This is a genomic window from Mycobacterium sp. NBC_00419 (genome assembly GCF_036023875.1).
Classification (GTDB): domain Bacteria; phylum Actinomycetota; class Actinomycetes; order Mycobacteriales; family Mycobacteriaceae; genus Mycobacterium.
Genome location: NZ_CP107931.1, coordinates 522,865 through 540,174, shown reverse-complemented (window position 1 = coordinate 540,174; position 17,310 = coordinate 522,865). Strand labels below are relative to the sequence as shown.

19 protein-coding genes, 1 tRNA gene and 1 pseudogene are annotated in these 17,310 nt (G+C 67.3%); 11 read left to right on the top strand and 10 right to left on the bottom strand.

Annotated elements, in window-relative coordinates; translation table 11 throughout:
- Positions 1 to 23: 23 nt before the first annotated feature.
- From OG976_RS02600 to OG976_RS02590, 3 genes are read right to left on the bottom strand one after another with little or no spacing between them, the layout of a single operon-like run.
- Positions 24 to 773, bottom strand: coding sequence for an SDR family NAD(P)-dependent oxidoreductase (locus tag OG976_RS02600; RefSeq protein WP_328357481.1), 750 nt, complete (start codon positions 771 to 773; stop codon positions 24 to 26).
- Positions 770 to 1,972 carry an alkyl sulfatase dimerization domain-containing protein gene (locus tag OG976_RS02595; RefSeq protein WP_328363084.1) on the bottom strand — a complete coding sequence of 401 codons (1,203 nt, stop codon included), beginning with the start codon at positions 1,970 to 1,972 and terminating at the stop codon, positions 770 to 772. Before OG976_RS02595 ends, OG976_RS02600 begins: the two co-directional genes overlap by 4 nt.
- Positions 1,973 to 2,020: 48 nt before the next feature.
- Positions 2,021 to 3,280 carry a sulfotransferase family protein gene (locus OG976_RS02590; RefSeq protein ID WP_328357478.1) on the bottom strand — a complete coding sequence of 420 codons (1,260 nt, stop codon included), beginning with the start codon at positions 3,278 to 3,280 and terminating at the stop codon, positions 2,021 to 2,023.
- A 48-nt stretch (positions 3,281 to 3,328) separates the two neighbouring features.
- On the opposite strand from OG976_RS02590, the gene OG976_RS02585 reads away from it, so the two are divergent.
- Positions 3,329 to 4,216, top strand: coding sequence for a helix-turn-helix domain-containing protein (locus tag OG976_RS02585; protein WP_328357475.1), 888 nt, complete (start codon positions 3,329 to 3,331; stop codon positions 4,214 to 4,216).
- A gap of 10 nt (positions 4,217 to 4,226) precedes the next feature.
- Positions 4,227 to 4,553: pseudogene (locus OG976_RS02580) on the top strand (DUF2784 domain-containing protein); the annotation flags it as partial.
- Between the two features lie 44 nt (positions 4,554 to 4,597).
- Here the strand turns inward: OG976_RS02580 and OG976_RS02575 are convergent.
- From OG976_RS02575 to OG976_RS02560, 4 genes are read right to left on the bottom strand one after another with little or no spacing between them, the layout of a single operon-like run.
- Positions 4,598 to 5,011: a RidA family protein gene (locus OG976_RS02575; protein WP_328357472.1), complete on the bottom strand. Its 414-nt coding sequence runs from the start codon at positions 5,009 to 5,011 to the stop codon at positions 4,598 to 4,600.
- Entirely contained in the window at positions 5,008 to 6,042 is a 1,035-nt protein-coding gene (locus OG976_RS02570; RefSeq protein ID WP_328363082.1) for an acetamidase/formamidase family protein, read from the bottom strand. Before OG976_RS02570 ends, OG976_RS02575 begins: the two co-directional genes overlap by 4 nt.
- Positions 6,043 to 6,095: 53 nt before the next feature.
- The gene (locus tag OG976_RS02565) at positions 6,096 to 6,761 is read right to left on the bottom strand and encodes a response regulator (protein WP_328357469.1); all 666 of its coding nucleotides are present in this window, start codon (positions 6,759 to 6,761) and stop codon (positions 6,096 to 6,098) included.
- Entirely contained in the window at positions 6,754 to 8,358 is a 1,605-nt protein-coding gene (locus OG976_RS02560; protein ID WP_328357467.1) for a sensor histidine kinase, read from the bottom strand. The genes OG976_RS02565 and OG976_RS02560 overlap by 8 nt, the downstream gene beginning before the upstream one ends.
- A 93-nt stretch (positions 8,359 to 8,451) precedes the next feature.
- Between OG976_RS02560 and OG976_RS02555 the strand changes: the two genes are divergently transcribed.
- The 6 genes from OG976_RS02555 to OG976_RS02530 all read left to right on the top strand — a co-directional run bounded on the left by OG976_RS02555 (position 8,452) and on the right by OG976_RS02530 (position 13,439).
- Positions 8,452 to 9,444, top strand: a complete 993-nt coding sequence (locus tag OG976_RS02555) for a Bug family tripartite tricarboxylate transporter substrate binding protein (protein ID WP_442930489.1) — start codon at positions 8,452 to 8,454, stop codon at positions 9,442 to 9,444.
- Entirely contained in the window at positions 9,441 to 9,959 is a 519-nt protein-coding gene (locus tag OG976_RS02550) for a tripartite tricarboxylate transporter TctB family protein (RefSeq protein ID WP_328357461.1), read from the top strand. Before OG976_RS02555 ends, OG976_RS02550 begins: the two co-directional genes overlap by 4 nt.
- Positions 9,960 to 11,501 carry a tripartite tricarboxylate transporter permease gene (locus tag OG976_RS02545; protein WP_328357458.1) on the top strand — a complete coding sequence of 514 codons (1,542 nt, stop codon included), beginning with the start codon at positions 9,960 to 9,962 and terminating at the stop codon, positions 11,499 to 11,501.
- 31 nt (positions 11,502 to 11,532) lie between these two features.
- A complete protein-coding gene (locus tag OG976_RS02540) occupies positions 11,533 to 11,919 on the top strand; it encodes a universal stress protein (RefSeq protein WP_328357455.1) in 387 nt (128 codons plus the stop codon).
- A gap of 18 nt (positions 11,920 to 11,937) precedes the next feature.
- Complete coding sequence (locus tag OG976_RS02535; RefSeq protein WP_328357453.1) at positions 11,938 to 12,936, top strand: TerC family protein; 999 nt, start codon at positions 11,938 to 11,940, stop codon at positions 12,934 to 12,936.
- Positions 12,937 to 13,121: 185 nt separating this feature from the next.
- The gene (locus tag OG976_RS02530; protein WP_328357451.1) at positions 13,122 to 13,439 is read left to right on the top strand and encodes an antibiotic biosynthesis monooxygenase family protein; all 318 of its coding nucleotides are present in this window, start codon (positions 13,122 to 13,124) and stop codon (positions 13,437 to 13,439) included.
- Between the two features lie 13 nt (positions 13,440 to 13,452).
- Here the strand turns inward: OG976_RS02530 and OG976_RS02525 are convergent, their stop codons facing one another.
- The gene (locus OG976_RS02525; protein WP_442930407.1) at positions 13,453 to 13,761 is read right to left on the bottom strand and encodes a hypothetical protein; all 309 of its coding nucleotides are present in this window, start codon (positions 13,759 to 13,761) and stop codon (positions 13,453 to 13,455) included.
- 171 nt (positions 13,762 to 13,932) lie between these two features.
- On the opposite strand from OG976_RS02525, the gene OG976_RS02520 reads away from it, so the two are divergent.
- On the top strand, positions 13,933 to 14,427 hold the full coding sequence (locus tag OG976_RS02520) for a YkgB family protein (RefSeq protein ID WP_328357449.1): 495 nt from the start codon (positions 13,933 to 13,935) through the stop codon (positions 14,425 to 14,427).
- A 44-nt stretch (positions 14,428 to 14,471) separates the two neighbouring features.
- On the opposite strand, the gene OG976_RS02515 is transcribed toward OG976_RS02520, so the two are convergent.
- Positions 14,472 to 14,557 (bottom strand) — tRNA-Leu (locus tag OG976_RS02515).
- Between the two features lie 59 nt (positions 14,558 to 14,616).
- Positions 14,617 to 15,306, bottom strand: a complete 690-nt coding sequence (locus OG976_RS02510; RefSeq protein WP_328357446.1) for a sensor domain-containing protein — start codon at positions 15,304 to 15,306, stop codon at positions 14,617 to 14,619.
- Positions 15,307 to 15,401: 95 nt separating this feature from the next.
- Between OG976_RS02510 and OG976_RS02505 the strand changes: the two genes are divergently transcribed.
- Complete coding sequence (locus OG976_RS02505; protein WP_328357443.1) at positions 15,402 to 16,745, top strand: M20/M25/M40 family metallo-hydrolase; 1,344 nt, start codon at positions 15,402 to 15,404, stop codon at positions 16,743 to 16,745.
- 25 nt (positions 16,746 to 16,770) lie between these two features.
- The gene (locus OG976_RS02500) at positions 16,771 to 17,301 is read left to right on the top strand and encodes a YbhB/YbcL family Raf kinase inhibitor-like protein (protein ID WP_328357440.1); all 531 of its coding nucleotides are present in this window, start codon (positions 16,771 to 16,773) and stop codon (positions 17,299 to 17,301) included.
- Positions 17,302 to 17,310: the final 9 nt, after the last annotated feature.

Here is a 17,310-nt window from a genome sequence, read left to right as displayed (position 1 = left end):
ATCACGGTACGGCAGATCGGAGGTCAGACGCAGTCCGAGCCGCCGTCGACCACGATGACCGCCCCGTTGATGTAGCTGCTCTGCGCTGTGCACAGAAACGCCACTGTCGGCGCGATCTCGTCGACGGTGCCCATCCGGCCGGCGGGGATGTGGGCAATTTCACTCGCGACGATTTCAGGGGCGCCCTGCATCGGCGCGGTCATCGGGGTGTCGATGGTGCCGGGCGCGACGGCGTTGACCCGGATGCCGTACCTGGCCCACTTCACCGCGAGGTTGCGGGTGACGTTGATGATCCCGGACTTGGCCGCCCCGTAGCCCGGCACCAGCGGCACCGCCCGCAGCGCCGACATGGAGGACAGGTTGACCACGCTGGCTCCGCCGGGTAGCTCGGAGGCACGAAGTGCCGTGCGCAGGCCGACTGTCAGGCGGTAGGGACCGGTGAGGTTGACCGCCACCGATGCGGCGAACCCGTCGGGCGCCGACTCGTCGAGGCCGCCGGGGAAGTTCGCCCCCGCGTTGTTGACCAGAACATCGAGCACCGGGATGTCCTGTGTCAGTTGGTCGATGGAGTCGGTGCTGGTGAGCACCAGTTGCCGGTAGCTCATTCCGGACAGGTCGGTGTCGTAGTCGCCTGCGTGCGCCTTGGTGCCGGTCACGGTCACCTCGGCGCCCGCGTCGCGGAACAGCACGGCGACCGCGTGGCCGATACCGCTTGTCGCACCGGTGATCAGCACCCGGGTTCCGGTGAAGTCGAAGCTGACGCTGGCGGTCATGAGTACCTCTCGATTTGCTTGGTCAACCATGCGGTCTCCCAGAAGTTGACGCTGCCGGCCAGCAGCGTCTCGTGGGCGCCCCGGAGCACCGCGCGGGCGTCCGGGTGCTCAGGCCGGGCGTCGGTGACGATCTCGGCGAGGTGAATCGCCTCAAGCGGCCGGCCCGCGTCCAGGTGCGCCCGGGCCCGCTCGACGATCCCCTGGGCGCCGGCCAGTTCCACCAGGTCGGCGCTGACCGCCTCGGGGCCCAGTGGGTACAACTCGGTGGTCGAGCTGTGGTGGAACCAGCCGGAGTAGTTCTCCCAGATCGCCCGCACGTCCCAGGCGACTTTGCCGTAGCCCTGCCCGACCTCCAGGTCGGCGGGCAGGCTGATCTCACGCATCAACGTGCGGACGTCCTTGCCGGCGTTCATCCCCGCGACGGTCTGGTCGTGGATGTACTGGATGGCGTCGCGCAGTCTGCTCAGTTCGGCGTCGATGAGCGCAGCCCCGACGATGGGATCGAAGTGCCCGGTCAGCAGCACCTCGGGCTGCAGGCTGCGGACACGTTCGACGGTGTCGATCACCGTCAGCGCATCGCGGTAGCGGTCGCCGCGGATCGTCACCAGGTTCGGGATGTGACCGAAGACCGGGCCGAAGGTGTTGCTGCACAGACAGACCCGCTCGTCAGGCAGCCACACCACCATCGAGTCGGTGGTCTCCCCGCCTGGTGTGGCGATCAGCTCGAGCCGCCGGCCACCGACCTCCAGGCTCAGCCGGTCGGTGACGGTGATGTCGGCCGTCGCGGCGCTCTGCGGGGGTAGCTTCTTGCCGAACCGCGCCTGGATGTGCGCGATGCCCTCGGCGAGCCGGCCGGAGAACGCGAACGCGCTGCGGTTTGCGCGGTAGGGCAGCAGCCGCTCGTTGTCGTCGCGCCATTGTTCCCAGTTGGCTTGTGCGACAACCTGAGTCTGTGGGTCGCGCAACGTGTCCAGGCCACCGACATGGTCGTAGTGGCCCTGGGTGATGACGATGTAGCGCACCGGGGAGTCGTCGACGGCGTCGAAGTTGGCCCGGTGCACGGGCCCCTCGAAGCCCATCCCGGTGTTCACGATCACCCGGCCCGCCGACGTGGTCAGCAGGTAGGTGTTCGTCAGGCCCGGGGAGCACCAGATTCCGGGCGCCACCTCGTAGGCGGCCTCGGCCGCGGCAGGCGCCATCGCGTCGGCGCCGGGGCGGCTGCGGTAGATGGGTGTCACGGTGGCCTCTCAGGTCTCTGGGCGGACGTCGAAGCGGTCGAAGTAGAAGTCGAATCGGGAGCGCAGTTCGGCCGGGTCCACGCCGAAATGGCCACGCAGGTCATACGGGATGCGGCCTTTGCCGCCACGGCGGTTGCTGTCGGTATAGGCCTGGAATCGCTTGGCCACCTTGGGCCCGATGTCCACCGCGGCCAGTGCGTAGAGCTCGTCGAGCACCGGCATCTCATTGCCGTTGAGGTGGTGGAAGGAGATGTCGATGCTGCGATCGGCGGGCACCAGTGCCCGGTCGCGAACACAGGCGCTCAGCAGCCGGTGTATCCGGTCGGACCAGTAGTCGACCAGCCAGTCCGGGTCGATACTTGTGCGCCGCAACCGGTCCGAGTAGGCCATCATGGTGATCGCGGACTGGATCACGGCCACCGGATCGCGGTGGGTAAACGCCACGGTGGCATCCGGGAAGGTCGCCATCAGTGGCCCGAGTTGCTCGGCGTGCTGCGGCGACTTGAGCACCCAGGTGCGCGGGCCGCGCAGGAATGTCAACGCCTGCAGCACTTTCTTGAGGTAGCCGTAGTGCCGAACGTGGTCCAGGCCGAGGTAGTAGTCCCGCCAGGCCGGCACCCTGGCATGCCATTCGAGGACATAGCCGGCCATGTCGAGGTCGAGCAGTTCGACTTCCTCCTCGATGGCCTCGGGGAACCGGTCGTGCATGGCCGCGACGTAGGGGGTGCTGGCCATCAGGGCCTCGTGCTCGGCTTTGGCCCTGGTGTAGCGGGGGTCCACCCCGAATACGTCGGGCCCGTGGCCGCGGGCCGGGATCGGCTCGTCGCTCTCCCAGTACGGCAGCGCGCGCCGGCGTGGATCCTGGGCGATCAGGTTCACCAGATGCGTCGTCCCGGAGCGGGGCATGCCGACCACGATCAGCGGCTTCTCGATCTCGATGGACTCGATGTGCGGGTACCGCGTGAGCAGATCGTTGAGCGAGAGCCGGTTACGCAGCCGGCGGACTGTCCGGGAGCGCAGGGTGCCCCGGCTCAGCTGTCGCAGCCCGGTGTCGGACTCGATGGCGGCGATGTGCGCCGCGAGGCGATCGGCGAACCCGTCGGTGTCGGCGAGGTCGTCGACACCGGCCTGGGTGACCGCCTCCTGCAGCATCCGGTCCGCGTCGAGGACCACCTCGCGTGCCTCGGTGTACTCGAGGATCTGCTGTTGGACATCGGTGAGCACGGGTGCGGTGAGGTCGTCGAGATTCAGCGTCAGCGTTGACGACATCCGCACATCCCTTGCTAGTGTCGAATATCCGACGTACTGTTCGGAAATATGACGCTCAACGTAGACGCGGCCGACGGTGCCCGTCAAGCGTCCTCCCCGCCCACCGAGCGGGTCATCGCCATCATGGAAATGCTGGGTACCGATCCGGGCCGCCAGTTCTCGCTCGCCGAGATCTCCCGTCGCCTCGGCATCAGCCGGGCCACCGGCCACGCGATCCTGGCCACCCTGACCGCCCGCGACTGGGTCAGCCGGGATTCGGGCACGGCGAAGTACGCCTGGGGGAGCGCCATCACCGGTCTCACCGGCGCGGGGGCGTTCCGGGCCGAACTCGAGGGCCTGGCGGCGGTGACCGGAACCCAGGTGTACCTCGCGCGCCGCGAGGAGAACAGCTTGGTGATCGTCGACGTGGCAGGGCAGACGGCCGCCGCACCCGCGATCGGCCGGGGAATGCGCACCCCGTTCGTCGCCCCCTTCGGGCGCGACTATGTGGCCTGGTCGGATGCGGATGCGCAGCGGACCTGGCTGGAGGCCATCGGGCAGCCGAGTGGCGCGCTGCGCACCCGAATCGCCAAGGTGATCAACGAGATCCGCGCACGCGGCTTCGTCGTCGAGCGCCTGACCCGGGAGTACCTGCGGGTCTACACCGCACTGCGGGCGCTCAGCGACGACGGCGAGGTGGACGCGATCACCGCGCAACTGGCCCGCGCGTTCGCCGACCTCAGCGTGATCGACGTGCTGCCGGAGGAACTCGGGACCGATTCGGTGCACAACATCGCCACGGTGTCGGCGCCGATCGCCGGACCCGACGGCCAGGTCGCCATGTCGGTGACCGCCGCCCCGTTCACCACCCTGGACGCGGCCACCATCGCCTGGCTCGGCGAGCAGGTGAAGCAGACCGCGGCGCGTATCCTGGCCCGTAGCGGCAATCGCGGCTGACAGGTGGCACATGACAGCGCTCTACACCCTTGTGGTCTGGCTGGTGGTCGCTGCGCACTTCGCGTTCCTGATCTACCTGCCCAGCGGGGGCTTTCTCGCGCTGCGCTGGCGGCGCTCCATCTGGCTGCATGTCCCGATCGTGCTGTGGGGAATCGGCAGTGTCGCCCTGCACTTCTGGTGCCCGTTGACGGCGCTGGAGCAGTGGGCCCGGCCGCGGGCCGGTCTGCCGCCGCTCGGGTCGGCCGGCTTCATCGACCACTACATCACCGGTGTCATGTATCCCTCGGGCGCAACGGGTTATGCGCAGGCGGCTGCCTTCACCGCCGTGCTGGTGTCCTGGATCGCCTACGCCGCGACGGCCAGGCGGTCACCCAAGCCCGGTCAGCCCAAGCCCGGCCAGCCCCCGGCTCGCCAGCACACCCAGTCGATCTCCACACATGCACCCACGGCGAGTCCTGTAGTGCCGACGCAGGTTCGGCTCGGTAACCGGTCGGGGAACCACGGTGCGTAGGCGTCGTTGAACGCCGCGTAGTCCGACCAATCGGTCAGAAAAGCCCGCACCGACACCACGTCGTCGATGCCGCCGCCGCACAGTTCGGTCACCCGCAACAGGTTTCGCAACACCTGAGCTGTCTGGGTGGCGACGTCGGTGCCGACCACGGCGCCGGTGGTGTCGGTGGGCATCTGCCCGGTCACATACAGGGTCGGCCCGGCGGCCGTGGCATGCGAGAACGGGGCCACCGCGGGCGGAACGCCATCAGCCGGGGTGAACGTGAACGCCTGGATACCGGTCATGCCGCCGGATTCTGCCACCGCGGGAAGCACCGCTTGTCGATGCGGGCGTGCACGCCCTGGCGCTGATCGACCACCTGCGTCACGGTGAAGTCCACCGCCACCGACATGAACGAGTAGGCGTCGGGGCGGGTCAAGCCGAAGTGGCGCACCAGCAGGTCCAGGGCGCGCAGTGCGGCGCTGTTCATCGCTGCGTCCAGGGTGTCACCGAAGCCGTGCACCAGAAGCTCGGTCGACGTTTCCAGCACCGGCACGACGAACGGCAGGTCGCGGCGAATGGTCAAGCGCAGCAACCCGTTCAGCGACGACTCCAGGGCCGTTCCGCTCACCTCCCCGTCGCCTTGGGAGACGTGCGGATCGCCCACTGACAACAGCGCGCCGGGAACCTGCACCGGGTAGTACATCCGGCCGCCGGCGCCGATCCGCCAGTTGTCGACGTTTCCGCCGTGATCACCCGGCGGCACCGACGAGACCCGCTCCGCTTCCGCGGGGGCCACGCCCATCGTGCCGAAGTGTGGACGCAGCGGTACGACGACGCCGGGCAGCGCGGGCTCGCGCCGACTCTCGGCCGGGCTGACGATGGTGCCCGGGGCGTCGGCCAGCGGCGTCGTGGTCCAGTCGTAGCCGAACAGGGCCCGCCCCAGCAGCGCTTCGGTGTCCAGTTCGTAGATGGTCACCCGTTCCACGGGCAGCTCGCGGTAGAGGTAACCCCAGTGGGCCGCCAGGTTGGAGCCGTAGGCCAGCCGCGGGGTGGCCGCAAGGATGTCGACTTGCAGGACGTCACCGGGACGCGCCCCGGCGACTGCGATCGGCCCGGTGAGAATGTGCGGGCCGGGACCGCGATCGTTGACTTGCGCGAAGACGTCCGCGATCCCGTCGTCCATCAACAGGTCGGGTGCATCGCCTGCGTGATGGGTCAGGGTCTCGATCTCCACCACGTCGCCGGAGTCCACCGTCACCGCGGGCGGTTGCCGGGGATCGAAGAACCCCCAGTGCACCGTCTGTGGTGTCGCCGGAAGGTGGTGCAGAGTCATAAGCACCGGATCATGCCAGCCGGTCGGGTCCGGCGCGCGCCGAGAAAACCGGCCTAGGTCGGGTGGTAGCGGCGCTCGGGCCGCCCCGCTCCGTACTGCAGACGCAGGCCGACCGCACCGGCCTGCAGGTAATGCTCGAGATAGCGGCGGGCGCTGACCCGGGAGATGCCGATCAGATCGGCGCATTCCGCGGCCGACACCTCGCCCGCGGTGCGGACCGCATCGAGGACCAGTTTGCCGGTTTCGGCCCCGAGGCCCTTGGGCATGGGACGGGTCTCCGCCGCCACCGGGGAGCGGCCGAACACCGCGTCCACCAATGTCTGGTCGATGCCCTCGGCCGATCCCAGGGCGTCGGCGCGCGCGGCATAGGCCGCCAGCTTTGTTCGCAGCTGCTCGAACTCGAACGGCTTGATCAGGTAGTCGGTCGCCCCGCCGTCGAGCGCGCCGCTGACGGTGTCGAGCTCGCGGGCGGCGGTGATCATGATGACGCCCACGGCATCACCGCGGGCCCGCAACCCCTGCAGCACCTGCAGGCCGCTCATGTCGGGCAGATAGACGTCGAGCAGGATCAGGTCGGGCCGCAGCCTGTTCGCGGCGTCGAGTGCGGCGGCACCGGTGTTGGCCACCGCGGTGGTGTGGAAGCCCTCGACACGGTCGACGAAGCGGCGATGAATCTCGGCGACCATGAAATCGTCGTCGACCACCAGTACTTCACGCATGGCTGACCGACTCTACGCGGGGCATCCGGGCGACGAAGAGCGCGCCGCCGCCGGGTGCGTCGCGCACCTGCGCCGTGCCGCCGTACTGCGCGGTGATCAGCCGGACCAGGGCCAGACCGATCCCACGACCACCGGGAACGTCCGGTTTGGAGGTCACGCCACGCGAGAAGATCTGCGTGCGAAGTTCCTGCGGCACACCAGGTCCGGAATCGCCCACTTCGATGCTGAGGCCGTCGCTGTCGTCGACCCGCGCGGTGACCAGGCGGGCGGCCGAGCCCACCGATACCTCGACGGCATTGTCGATGAGGTTGCCCAGCACGGTGATGACGTCGGTGGCCAGTGCCGGACTCAGCGGTGCCAGGTGGGAGTCGGCGGACAGCGTCAGCGACACTCCGCTCTCGGCCGCCAGAGTGGTCTTGGCGATCAGGAGCGCGGCGACCGCCGGATCGGAAATATGTTGGGTGACAGCATCACTGATCTCAGCTCGACGTCTGGTGAGGGCCCCCACCAGCTCGCGGACCGACTCGTACTCACCGAGCTGGACCAGCCCGGAGATCGTATGCAGCTGGTTGGCGAATTCGTGAGTCTGCGCCCGCAGCGTGTCGGTGACACTCTTGTGCGACGAGAGCTGGCCCTGCATCGAGGCCAGTTCGGTGCTGTCGCGCATCGTGGTCACCGTGCCGATCCGCTGGCCCTGGCTGGTTGCCGCGCGACGATTCAGTGCCAGCACGCGGTTGGGGGTGGCGATCACGACGTCGTGGCCATCCTCGTGCGACAGCAGGAAGTCGGCCACCGCCGGGTCGATTCCGGCGTCGCGCACACTGCAGTTGACCGCATCGGATCCGATGCCCAGTAGCTCCTGCGCGCTGTCGTTGACGACGGTGATCACCCCGTCGGTGTTCACTCCGATGACACCCTCACGAATGCTGTGCAGCAACGCTTCTCGATGTTCGGCCAGTCCGGCGATCTCGGCGACCTCCAACCCTCGGGTATGCCGCTTGATCCGTCGCGACAGCAGCCACGAGGCACCCAGGCCCAGAACGGCGCCGAGTCCCAGGTACACCAGCAGCCGTTCGCCGGCACCGCTGAGCAGCTGCCACACCGAGGGATAGGGCTCGCTGACCGACACCACCGAGAGGACGTCGCCCGTGGTGGACAGGATCGGCACCTGGCCGATCAGGGCGTGCCGGCTGTCGATATCGGCGTCGCCGAACCAGGCCCGGCCCTCGGTGACCCGGCTGGGGCCGAAGCCCACCTGCCTGCCGACGCGAGACGGGTCCGAGGACACCCGGACCACCCCGGCGGGGTCGATGATCTCGGCCAGGTCCGCACCGGACAGCGCGATCGCCCGGTCCACATCGGGCGCCAGCAGCCGGGCCGCGAACGGATCCGCGTACCGTTCGCGCACCAGTGGCGTTGAGGCCACGTTCTCGGCGACGGCGATCATCCGCTGCCCGCGTACGTCACGGAACTCCTTGGTCGACTGTGCGACGCTGACGGCGGCCACGGCCGTGAGCACGACTGCGACGACGAGCAACTGGAACACCAGGAACTGGCCAGCCAGGCTTCGGCCGCTACGTACCAGCGATGACCACAACGACCAAAACTTCCTTTGCGTCCCAAAGAGTGACCCCGGTCACCATGTCTACCAGTATTGCTGAGCATCACATCTATGCGAAGGGGCATGACGATGTTGCGTCGTAGTCGACGACCGTTGTTCCGGGCGGTTGCCACCATAGTGGCGCTGGCGGTGACGCTGAGCGCGTGCGGGGTCACCCGGGGAAACGACCCGCAGGGGCTGCACCGGCTGCGAATGATGGTGCCCAACAGCCCCGGTGGCGGATACGACCTCACCGCGCGCACCGCGGTGAAGATCATGGAGGACCAGGACATCACCGGCCGCGTCGAGGTGTTCAACGTGCTGGGTGCCGGCGGAACCGTCGCGATGGCCCGACTCATGAACGAGCGGGGTAACGGCGACCTGATGATGACGATGGGTCTGGGCGTCGTCGGCGCCACCTACACCAACGGATCCAAGATCAAGGCCTCCGACGCGACGGCCATCGCGAAGTTGATCGAGGATCCCGGGGCGATATTCGTCCCTGCCGATTCGCCGTTCAAGACCGTGGGCGACTTCGTCGAGGCGTGGAAGGCAGATCCGAGCAAGGTGACCATCGGCGGCGGCTCCTCACCGGGCGGGCCCGATCACCTGTTCCCGATGGAAGTCGCGAAGAAAGTCGGCGTCGATCCCAAACAGGTCAACTTCGTCACCTACGACGGCGGCGGCGACCTGCTGACCGCGCTGCTCGGCAAGAAGATCACCGTGGGAACCTCCAGCCCGGGTGAGCTCATCGACCAGATTGAGGCGGGCCAGCTGCGGGTGCTCGCGGTGTCCAGCGCGGAACGGGTCAAGGGCATCGATGCGCCGACGCTCAAGGAATCCGGTATCGACCTGACGTTCGCCAACTGGCGTGGAGTGCTGGCGCCGCCGGGTATTTCGGACGACGCCAAGGGCGCGATGGTCAAAGCGCTCGAGGAGCTGCACGGCACGAGTCAGTGGAAAGAGGCGCTGGTCAAGAACGGCTGGACCGATGCCTTCGTCACCGGTGCGGCCTTCGAGCAGTTCCTCTCCGATCAGGACAACCGCGTCTCGTCGACGCTGACCGAATTGGGGCTGCTGTGAGCATCGATGACCGGCAGGCAGTCTCGGACAGCCGCCCCGACTACGCGCAGTACATTGTGGTCGCCGTCTTGGTGATCGTCGGCGGATTCCTGGTCTACAGCGGGCTGACGCTCGATGAAGGCTTCGCCAAGGTGGATCCCGTTGGGCCCAAGTTCTTTCCGTTGACCATCGGCATAGCAGCGCTGGTGCTCGCGGTGGTGCTGGCTATTGCGATCCCGCGCGGTAGCAAGGGTGAGGCCGACGCCGGTGAGGACATCGATCCCGAGGCGCCGGGGGACTGGCGTACCGTCGGCCTGCTGATCGCGCTGTTCGTCGCGATGATCCTGCTCGTCAATCTGCTGGGCTGGGTGATCATGAGCGCGCTGTTCTTCGCCGGCGCGGCAACGATTCTGGGCAGCAAGCACTACGTGCGCAACATCGTCATCGGCGCTGTCCTGGCACTGGCCAGCTTCTACGCGTTCTACTCCGGGCTCGGAATCCCGCTGCCCGCAGGCATCCTGGACGGGATTCTCTAGATGGACAACTTCAACTGGCTGATGCAGGGTTTCGCCGAGGCGGCGACCCCGATGAACCTGCTGTACGCCGTGATCGGGGTGCTGCTGGGTACCGCGGTAGGTGTGCTGCCCGGCATCGGGCCGGCCATGACCGTGGCGCTGCTGCTTCCCATCACCTACAACGTCAGCCCCAGTGCGGCATTCATCATGTTCGCCGGCATCTTCTACGGCGGCATGTACGGCGGATCCACCACGTCGATCCTGCTGAACACTCCGGGGGAGTCGTCGTCGGTGATCACCGCCATCGAGGGCAACAAGATGGCGAAAGCAGGACGAGCCGCGCAGGCATTGGCCACCGCGGCGATCGGCTCGTTCGTCGCGGGCACCATCGGCACCGTGCTGCTGGCCGCGTTCGCCCCCGCGATCTCGCGGTTCGCCGTCACCCTCGGCGCGCCGTCGTATCTGGCGATCATGCTCTTCGCGCTGGTGGCGGTGACCGCGGTGCTGGGCTCGTCGAAGTTGCGCGGCGCCATCTCGCTGGTGCTCGGCTTGGCGATCGGCATCGTCGGCATCGACTTCCTCACCGGCCAGCCACGCGCCACATTCGGTATCCCGCAGCTCTCCGATGGCATCGACATCGTGGTGATCGCGGTCGCGATCTTCGCTGTGGGAGAGGCACTCTGGGTGGCTGCGCACCTGCGCCGGCGTCCGGCCGATGTGATTCCGGTGGGCCGGCCGTGGATGGGTCGTGATGACTGGCGGCGGTCCTGGAAGCCGTGGCTGCGCGGCACCGCGTTCGGGTTCCCGTTCGGAGCCCTGCCCGCCGGCGGCGCTGAGCTGCCCACGTTCCTGAGCTACATCACCGAGAAGAAGCTGTCCAAGCATCCAGAGGAGTTCGGGCGGGGCGCCATCGAAGGAGTGGCCGGGCCCGAGGCGGCCAACAACGCCTCCGCCGCGGGCACGTTGGTGCCGATGCTGTCGCTGGGCCTGCCGACCAACGCCACGGCTGCGGTCATGCTCACCGCCTTCGTATCCTATGGAATCCAGCCCGGACCAACACTTTTCAGTAAAGAGCCGCTGCTGATCTGGACGCTGATCGCCAGCCTGTTCATCGGCAACTTCCTGCTGCTGGTGCTCAACCTGCCGCTGGCGCCGCTCTGGGCCAAGCTGTTGCGCACGCCGCGGCCGTACCTGTACGCCGGCATCCTGTTCTTCGCCGCCCTGGGGGCCTTCGCGGTGAACGTCCAGCCGCTGGATCTGGCACTGCTGCTGCTGTTCGGACTGCTCGGTCTGATGATGCGCCGGTTCGGCCTTCCGATACTGCCGCTGATCATCGGCGTCATCCTGGGCCCGCGCATCGAACGACAATTGCGCCAGAGCCTGCAGATCGGCGGGGGCGAATGGTCGAGCCTGTTCACCGAGCCGGTCGCCATCGTGACGTACCTCTGCATGGCGGTGCTGCTGGCGATTCCGCTCATACTGCGACTCCTGCACCGCGACGAGGAGACGCTCTTGGTCGTCGAGGACGACAAGGATCAGCGAGAGAAGGCGCAGGCATCATGATCGTCGACGAGCGCTTGCGCGAGGAGAAAAAATGATCGTAGTCGGATACACCAATGACCAGTTCGGCAGGGCTGCGCTGGACGCCGGCATCGCCGAGGCCGCGCTGCGCGACGCCGATCTGCTGGTGGTCAACTCGACACCGGGTGACTCCTACGTCGACGCCGCGTTCGCCCAGCCCGGCGAGGTGCGCGACATCGAGGACCGGTTGCGTGACTGCGGCGTGCGCTACGAGCTGTCCCAACCGGTCGGGGTGTACGCCGCCGACGCGCTGTTGGAGGCGATGGAGCGCCCCGACGCCGATCTCCTGGTGATCGGCCTGCGTCACCGCAATCCGGTCGGCAAACTGCTTCTCGGCAGCGTCGCGCAACAACTGCTGGTGGAGTGCCCGAAACCTGTGTTGGCGGTCAAGCCTGGCTAATGCCGAATAATGGAAGTCATGAACGTATCGGTCATGGTGTGGGGTGTCACCTGCGCGGTGATACTCGGATTGTTCGTTTTCGACTTCTTCGCTCACGTGCGGGTGGCCCACGAACCGACGTTCCGCGAGTCGGCGACCTGGTCGGCGGTGTACATCGGCCTGGCCATCGTGTTCGGCTTCGTGGTCTGGTGGCAGTGGGGTGGGCAGTTCGCCGGGGAGTACTTCGCCGGCTACGTCACCGAAAAGGCGCTGAGCGTCGACAACCTGTTCGTGTTCACCGTCATCATGGCCACATTCGCGGTGCCGCGGGCGTTCCAGCAGAAGCTGTTGCTCATCGGCATCGTCATGGCGCTGGTGATGCGGGCCGGGTTCATCGCCCTGGGGACCGCGGCCATCAACACGTTCAGCTGGGTGTTCTACATCTTCGGCGTCTTCCTGGTGCTCACCGCCGCCAAACTCGCCCGCGAGGCCGGCCACGAGAAGGAGGTGGAGGAGAAGCGCGACAGCCGGATCATCGCCCTGGTGCGCAAGATCGTGCCCACCACCGACGACTACGACGGTGACAAATTCCTGACGAAGATCGGCGGCAACCGGGCCGTCACGCCGATGTTCTTGGCGCTCATCGCCATCGGGTTCACCGACCTGCTCTTCGCCCTGGACTCGATCCCGGCGATCTACGGGCTGACCGAGGAGCCCTACATCGTGTTCACCGCCAACGCCTTCGCGTTGATGGGGTTGCGCCAGCTGTACTTCCTCATCGGCGGCCTGCTGGACCGGTTGGTGTATCTGTCCTACGGGCTGTCACTGATCCTGGCGTTCATCGGCGTGAAGCTGGTGCTGCACGCCCTGCACGAGAACACCCTGCCGTTCATCAACGGCGGCGAGCACGTCAAGGTGCCGGAGATCTCGACCGGCCTGTCGATCGGGGTGATCGCGGTGATCCTGGTGATCACCACCGTCGCGAGTCTGATCAAGACGCGCGGGCGGACGGTCGCCGACGAGCCGTCGCACAGTTAGCATGGCGGTGTCGAAAAGGACCATGGGCGGCAACCGGTAAGCCCGCCCATTCCGTAAGGAAGCTCCGTACCGCTTCGGCGGACCCACGACAAGCACACCGGTGCAGCAGTGCCCGGTGGGCTTGGCGTGCAAGAGCTTTCGTCGTCAAGCCTGCCTCCTGCTGCCCACTAGCAAAGGAGCAGTCCATGCCCATCATCCGAACCGGTGGCAACCTCGTCACCCAGATCAACACCTTCACCGTTGCCGAAGGCGGTCAGCAGGCGCTGATCGATCTGCTCGCGGAATCGGCCCGCTTCGCACGTCAGACGCCCGGCTGGATTTCGGCAAGCGTGCACCGCAGCCATGACGGGACGCGGGTAACCAACTATGCCCAGTGCGAAGATCTCGACTCTGCGCTGGCTGTGATCGACGCACTGCGGGGCGCGGGATTCCTCGACCGCAACGCGGCGCTGGGGCAGGCCCATCCGGGGCTGTATGACGTGGTGTTCACCCTCGAGCAGTAGTCCCGACTGGTTGTCAGTTGTTGCTCGACGGGCAGGACACGTCGACGAACACGTCGCCCGGGTTGGTCTTGTCCATCGGCAGCATCAGGGTGCCGTCCGACATCATCATGACGACCAGGCCGTGTACCCCGGTGACCGAACACCGGGCCAGGGGCCCGAGGACCGTGCCGTTGAACTGCACGCTGTAACCCTGATCCTGCAGGGTCTTGACCACGTCGGCAGCCGAGCCACTGGGCGGAATGGCGGTGGCCGCCCCGGGTGCCACCAGCGCGGTGGCCAGTGCCATACCGGCGATGGCGGCGGTGAGTACGACCTTCTTCATGTGCGGTTCCTCGGGTCCCTGGCCTCGCTCGGCGAGGCGACGATTGTGTTTCGCAGGCTTGGTGTGTGGCGGGAGCCCCGGCGTTACATCCCTGCGTGGTGTAACGGATGCCGGCTCGCCGAGCACTCACCAGATGTACCCCGCCACTACCTGTTGAAGGGCTCACCGCCGATGACTGCCACCCAGCCCCACGTCGAACACCCTGTCCGCCAGCCGAATTCGGCCCTGGTGCGCCTCGGTGCCCTGTCGGTTCGCTACGGGCTGGTGGTGGTGATCGCCTGGATCGGGGCGCTGAAGTTCACTGCCTACGAGGCGCAGGGCATCGAGCCCCTGGTGGCGAACAGTCCGCTGATGAGCTGGGTCTACACCGTCTTCTCGGTGCCGGCGTTCTCGGCGGTGCTCGGCGTGGTCGAGCTGAGCACTGCGGTGTTGCTGGCCCTCAAGCCGTGGTGGCCGAAGGTGTCGGCGCTCGGCAGCATCTCGGCGATCGGTCTGTTCCTGGCGACCCTGAGCTTTCTGGTGACCACGCCGGGTATCGGTGAGGAATCCGCCGGGGGCTTTCCGGCGTTGTCATCGACCGGTCAGTTCCTGGTGAAGGACATCGCGCTGCTCGGTATCGCGGTGTGGACGCTGGGCGACGCGCTGCAGGCGGCCCGCCGGGGCTGACAGCGACGAAGAACGGCCCCGGGCTACCGGGGCCCGTTCTGCTGTGTCCGAGGGGGGACTTGAACCCCCACGCCCGTTAATAGGGCACTAGCACCTCAAGCTAGCGCGTCTGCCATTCCGCCACTCGGACATCGCCCCAGCAGGGGCAGCTAAGGCTAACGGATCGACGACCCGAGTCCCAAACCGGAACTAGGCCGCGGGCAGGCGCTGGGCGATTTGGCCCGCGATCGCCGAGGCCGCCGACGTTGGACCGTCGGCGCTGCACGCTTCGACGTCCACCGCCACATTGCTGTGCACGGTCAGGGCCCGTTGGCACGACCATTTCTCCGGGGTCATCTGCACCCGCGAGACCGCCAGCACGTCGTGATCGGTGCTGGGGCGGCCCACCGACCACACCTGGGCGGGGCCGATCGGCGCGGGGTAGGTGAGTTCGCGATCGGAGCAGCCCGACCACTGCGCCTGCGAGGTCGCGAAGAAGTCAGCGGCTGCCCGGGCGGTCGGGAACAGCACCACGGCCTGTACGGCGAAGTGCGACCAGGCCGGCGCTGTCGGCGGGTCACGCAAGACCTGTCCGTGCACGGCCGTCGAGCCGCTCTTGGCGTACACGCTCTGCTGGGCGGCACCCGCGATGGCCAGGCAGTTCACGTCGTCCAGCCGGGCGCTGTCGTTCCAGGCCTTGGTCACATCCGCGGTGACCACGACGTCGTCGCTCGACAGGGCCGCGCCGACGTCCCCGGCCGGCAGCAGCAGGGTGGGAAGCGCGTCCGGCGTCGCCAGCGGAGCGTGGTCGGCAGACATCGCGGTGCCCGAGGTGGTGGCGGTGCAGCCGCTGACCAACAGGCACAGCAGCGCCGCGATCGCGGGCAGGCGGGGAGTCACCGGTAAATCAAACCCCATATCGGCGTGTTGCGCGAGGGGTTGGAGGGAAACATGTGGTATTGGCTCGATGCCCCACCGCCGGTTCGGCGCCGCCAGTGGTAGGAAAGGTGACTGTGACACAACCCGTCGACGAGGTGGTTGACCTCGTCAGCGCCCTCATCCGTTTCGATACCTCCAACACCGGTGAGCTCGAGACCACCAAGGGCGAGGCGGAGTGCGCCCTGTGGGTGGCCGAGCAGCTCAGCGCGGTCGGCTACACATGCGAATACGTCGAGTCCGGCGCTCCCGGCCGCGGCAACGTCTTCGCCCGCCTCGCCGGGGCGGACCCGAGCCGTGGCGCCGTGCTCATCCACGGCCACCTCGACGTCGTGCCCGCCGAACCCGCGGACTGGAGCGTGCATCCGTTCTCCGGTGCGATCGCCGACGGCTATGTCTGGGGCCGCGGTGCGGTCGACATGAAAGACATGTGCGGCATGATGATCGCCGTCGCACGGCACTTCAAACGCGCCGGAATCGTGCCCCCGCGCGACCTGGTGTTCGCCTTCGTCGCCGACGAGGAAGCCGGTGGTAATTACGGTTGCAAGTGGCTGGTGGAGAACCGGCCCGACTTGTTCGACGGCATCACCGAGGCCATCGGTGAGGTCGGCGGCTTCTCGCTGACGGTGCCGCGACAAGACGGCGGGGAGCGGCGGCTCTATCTGATCGAAACCGCCGAAAAGGGCATGTTGTGGATGCGCCTGAAGGCCCGCGGCCGAGCCGGCCACGGCTCGATGATCCACGACGACAACGCCGTGACGACGATCGCCGAAGCCGTCGCACGGCTCGGGCGCCACCAGTTCCCGCTCGTGGTGCACCCTGCGGTCGAGGAATTCCTGACCGCGGTTGCCGAGGAGACCGGCTACACCTTCGACCTCGACGGCCCTGATCTCGACGGGGCGATCGCGAAGCTGGGTCCGATCGCCCGCATCGTCGGTGCCACCCTGCGCGACACGGCAAATCCCACGATGCTCAAGGCCGGATACAAGGCGAACGTGATCCCCGCGACGGCCGAAGCCGTGATCGATTGCCGCGTGGTTCCGGGGCGCCAGGCCGCATTCGAGCGGGAAGTCGACGAGATCATCGGCCCGGACGTGACTCGCGAGTGGATCACCGAATTGCCCTCGTACGAAACGGCGTTCGACGGTGAATTGGTGGGCGCCATGAACGCGGCGCTGCTCGCCGCGGACCCGGAAGCCCGGACCGTGCCATACATGCTCTCCGGCGGTACCGACGCCAAACACTTTGCTCGCCTTGGTATCCGGTGTTTCGGTTTCATACCGCTGCGACTGCCGCCGGAACTGGACTTTGCGGCGCTGTTCCACGGCGTCGACGAGCGGGTACCCATCGACGCGCTGGAGTTCGGCGTCGCTGTGCTCGAACACTTCTTGAGAAACTGCTGACCAACCCTGAAAGGACTGGCATTTCATGGCCTTTGACTACAACCCCTACGACTTTCTGCCCGAGCTGCCCGGCTTCACCCTGACCAGTACCGACATCACCGACGGCAAGCCACTGAAGAACGCTCAGGTCAGCGGGATCATGGGCGCCGGCGGCGAAGACGTCTCACCCCAGCTCAGTTGGTCGGGCTTTCCGGAAGAGACCCGCAGCTTCGCCGTCACCGTCTATGACCCGGATGCCCCCACGGCATCGGGTTTCTGGCACTGGGCGGTGGCCAACCTGCCCGCCACCACGACCGAGCTGCCCTCCGGCGTCGGCGACGGCTCGCTGCTGCCCGGTGACGCGCTGACCCTGGTCAACGATGCCGGCGTGCGCCGCTTCATCGGTGCCGCTCCGCCGGCCGGCCACGGCGTCCACCGCTACTTCGTGGCCGTGCATGCACTGAACGTGGAGAAGCTGGAGCTCACCGAGGACGCCAGCCCCGCTTTCCTGGGCTTCAACGTGTTCATGACCGCGATCGCCCGCGCCGTCATCCACGGAACCTACGAGCAGAAGTAGGCGCCGTCG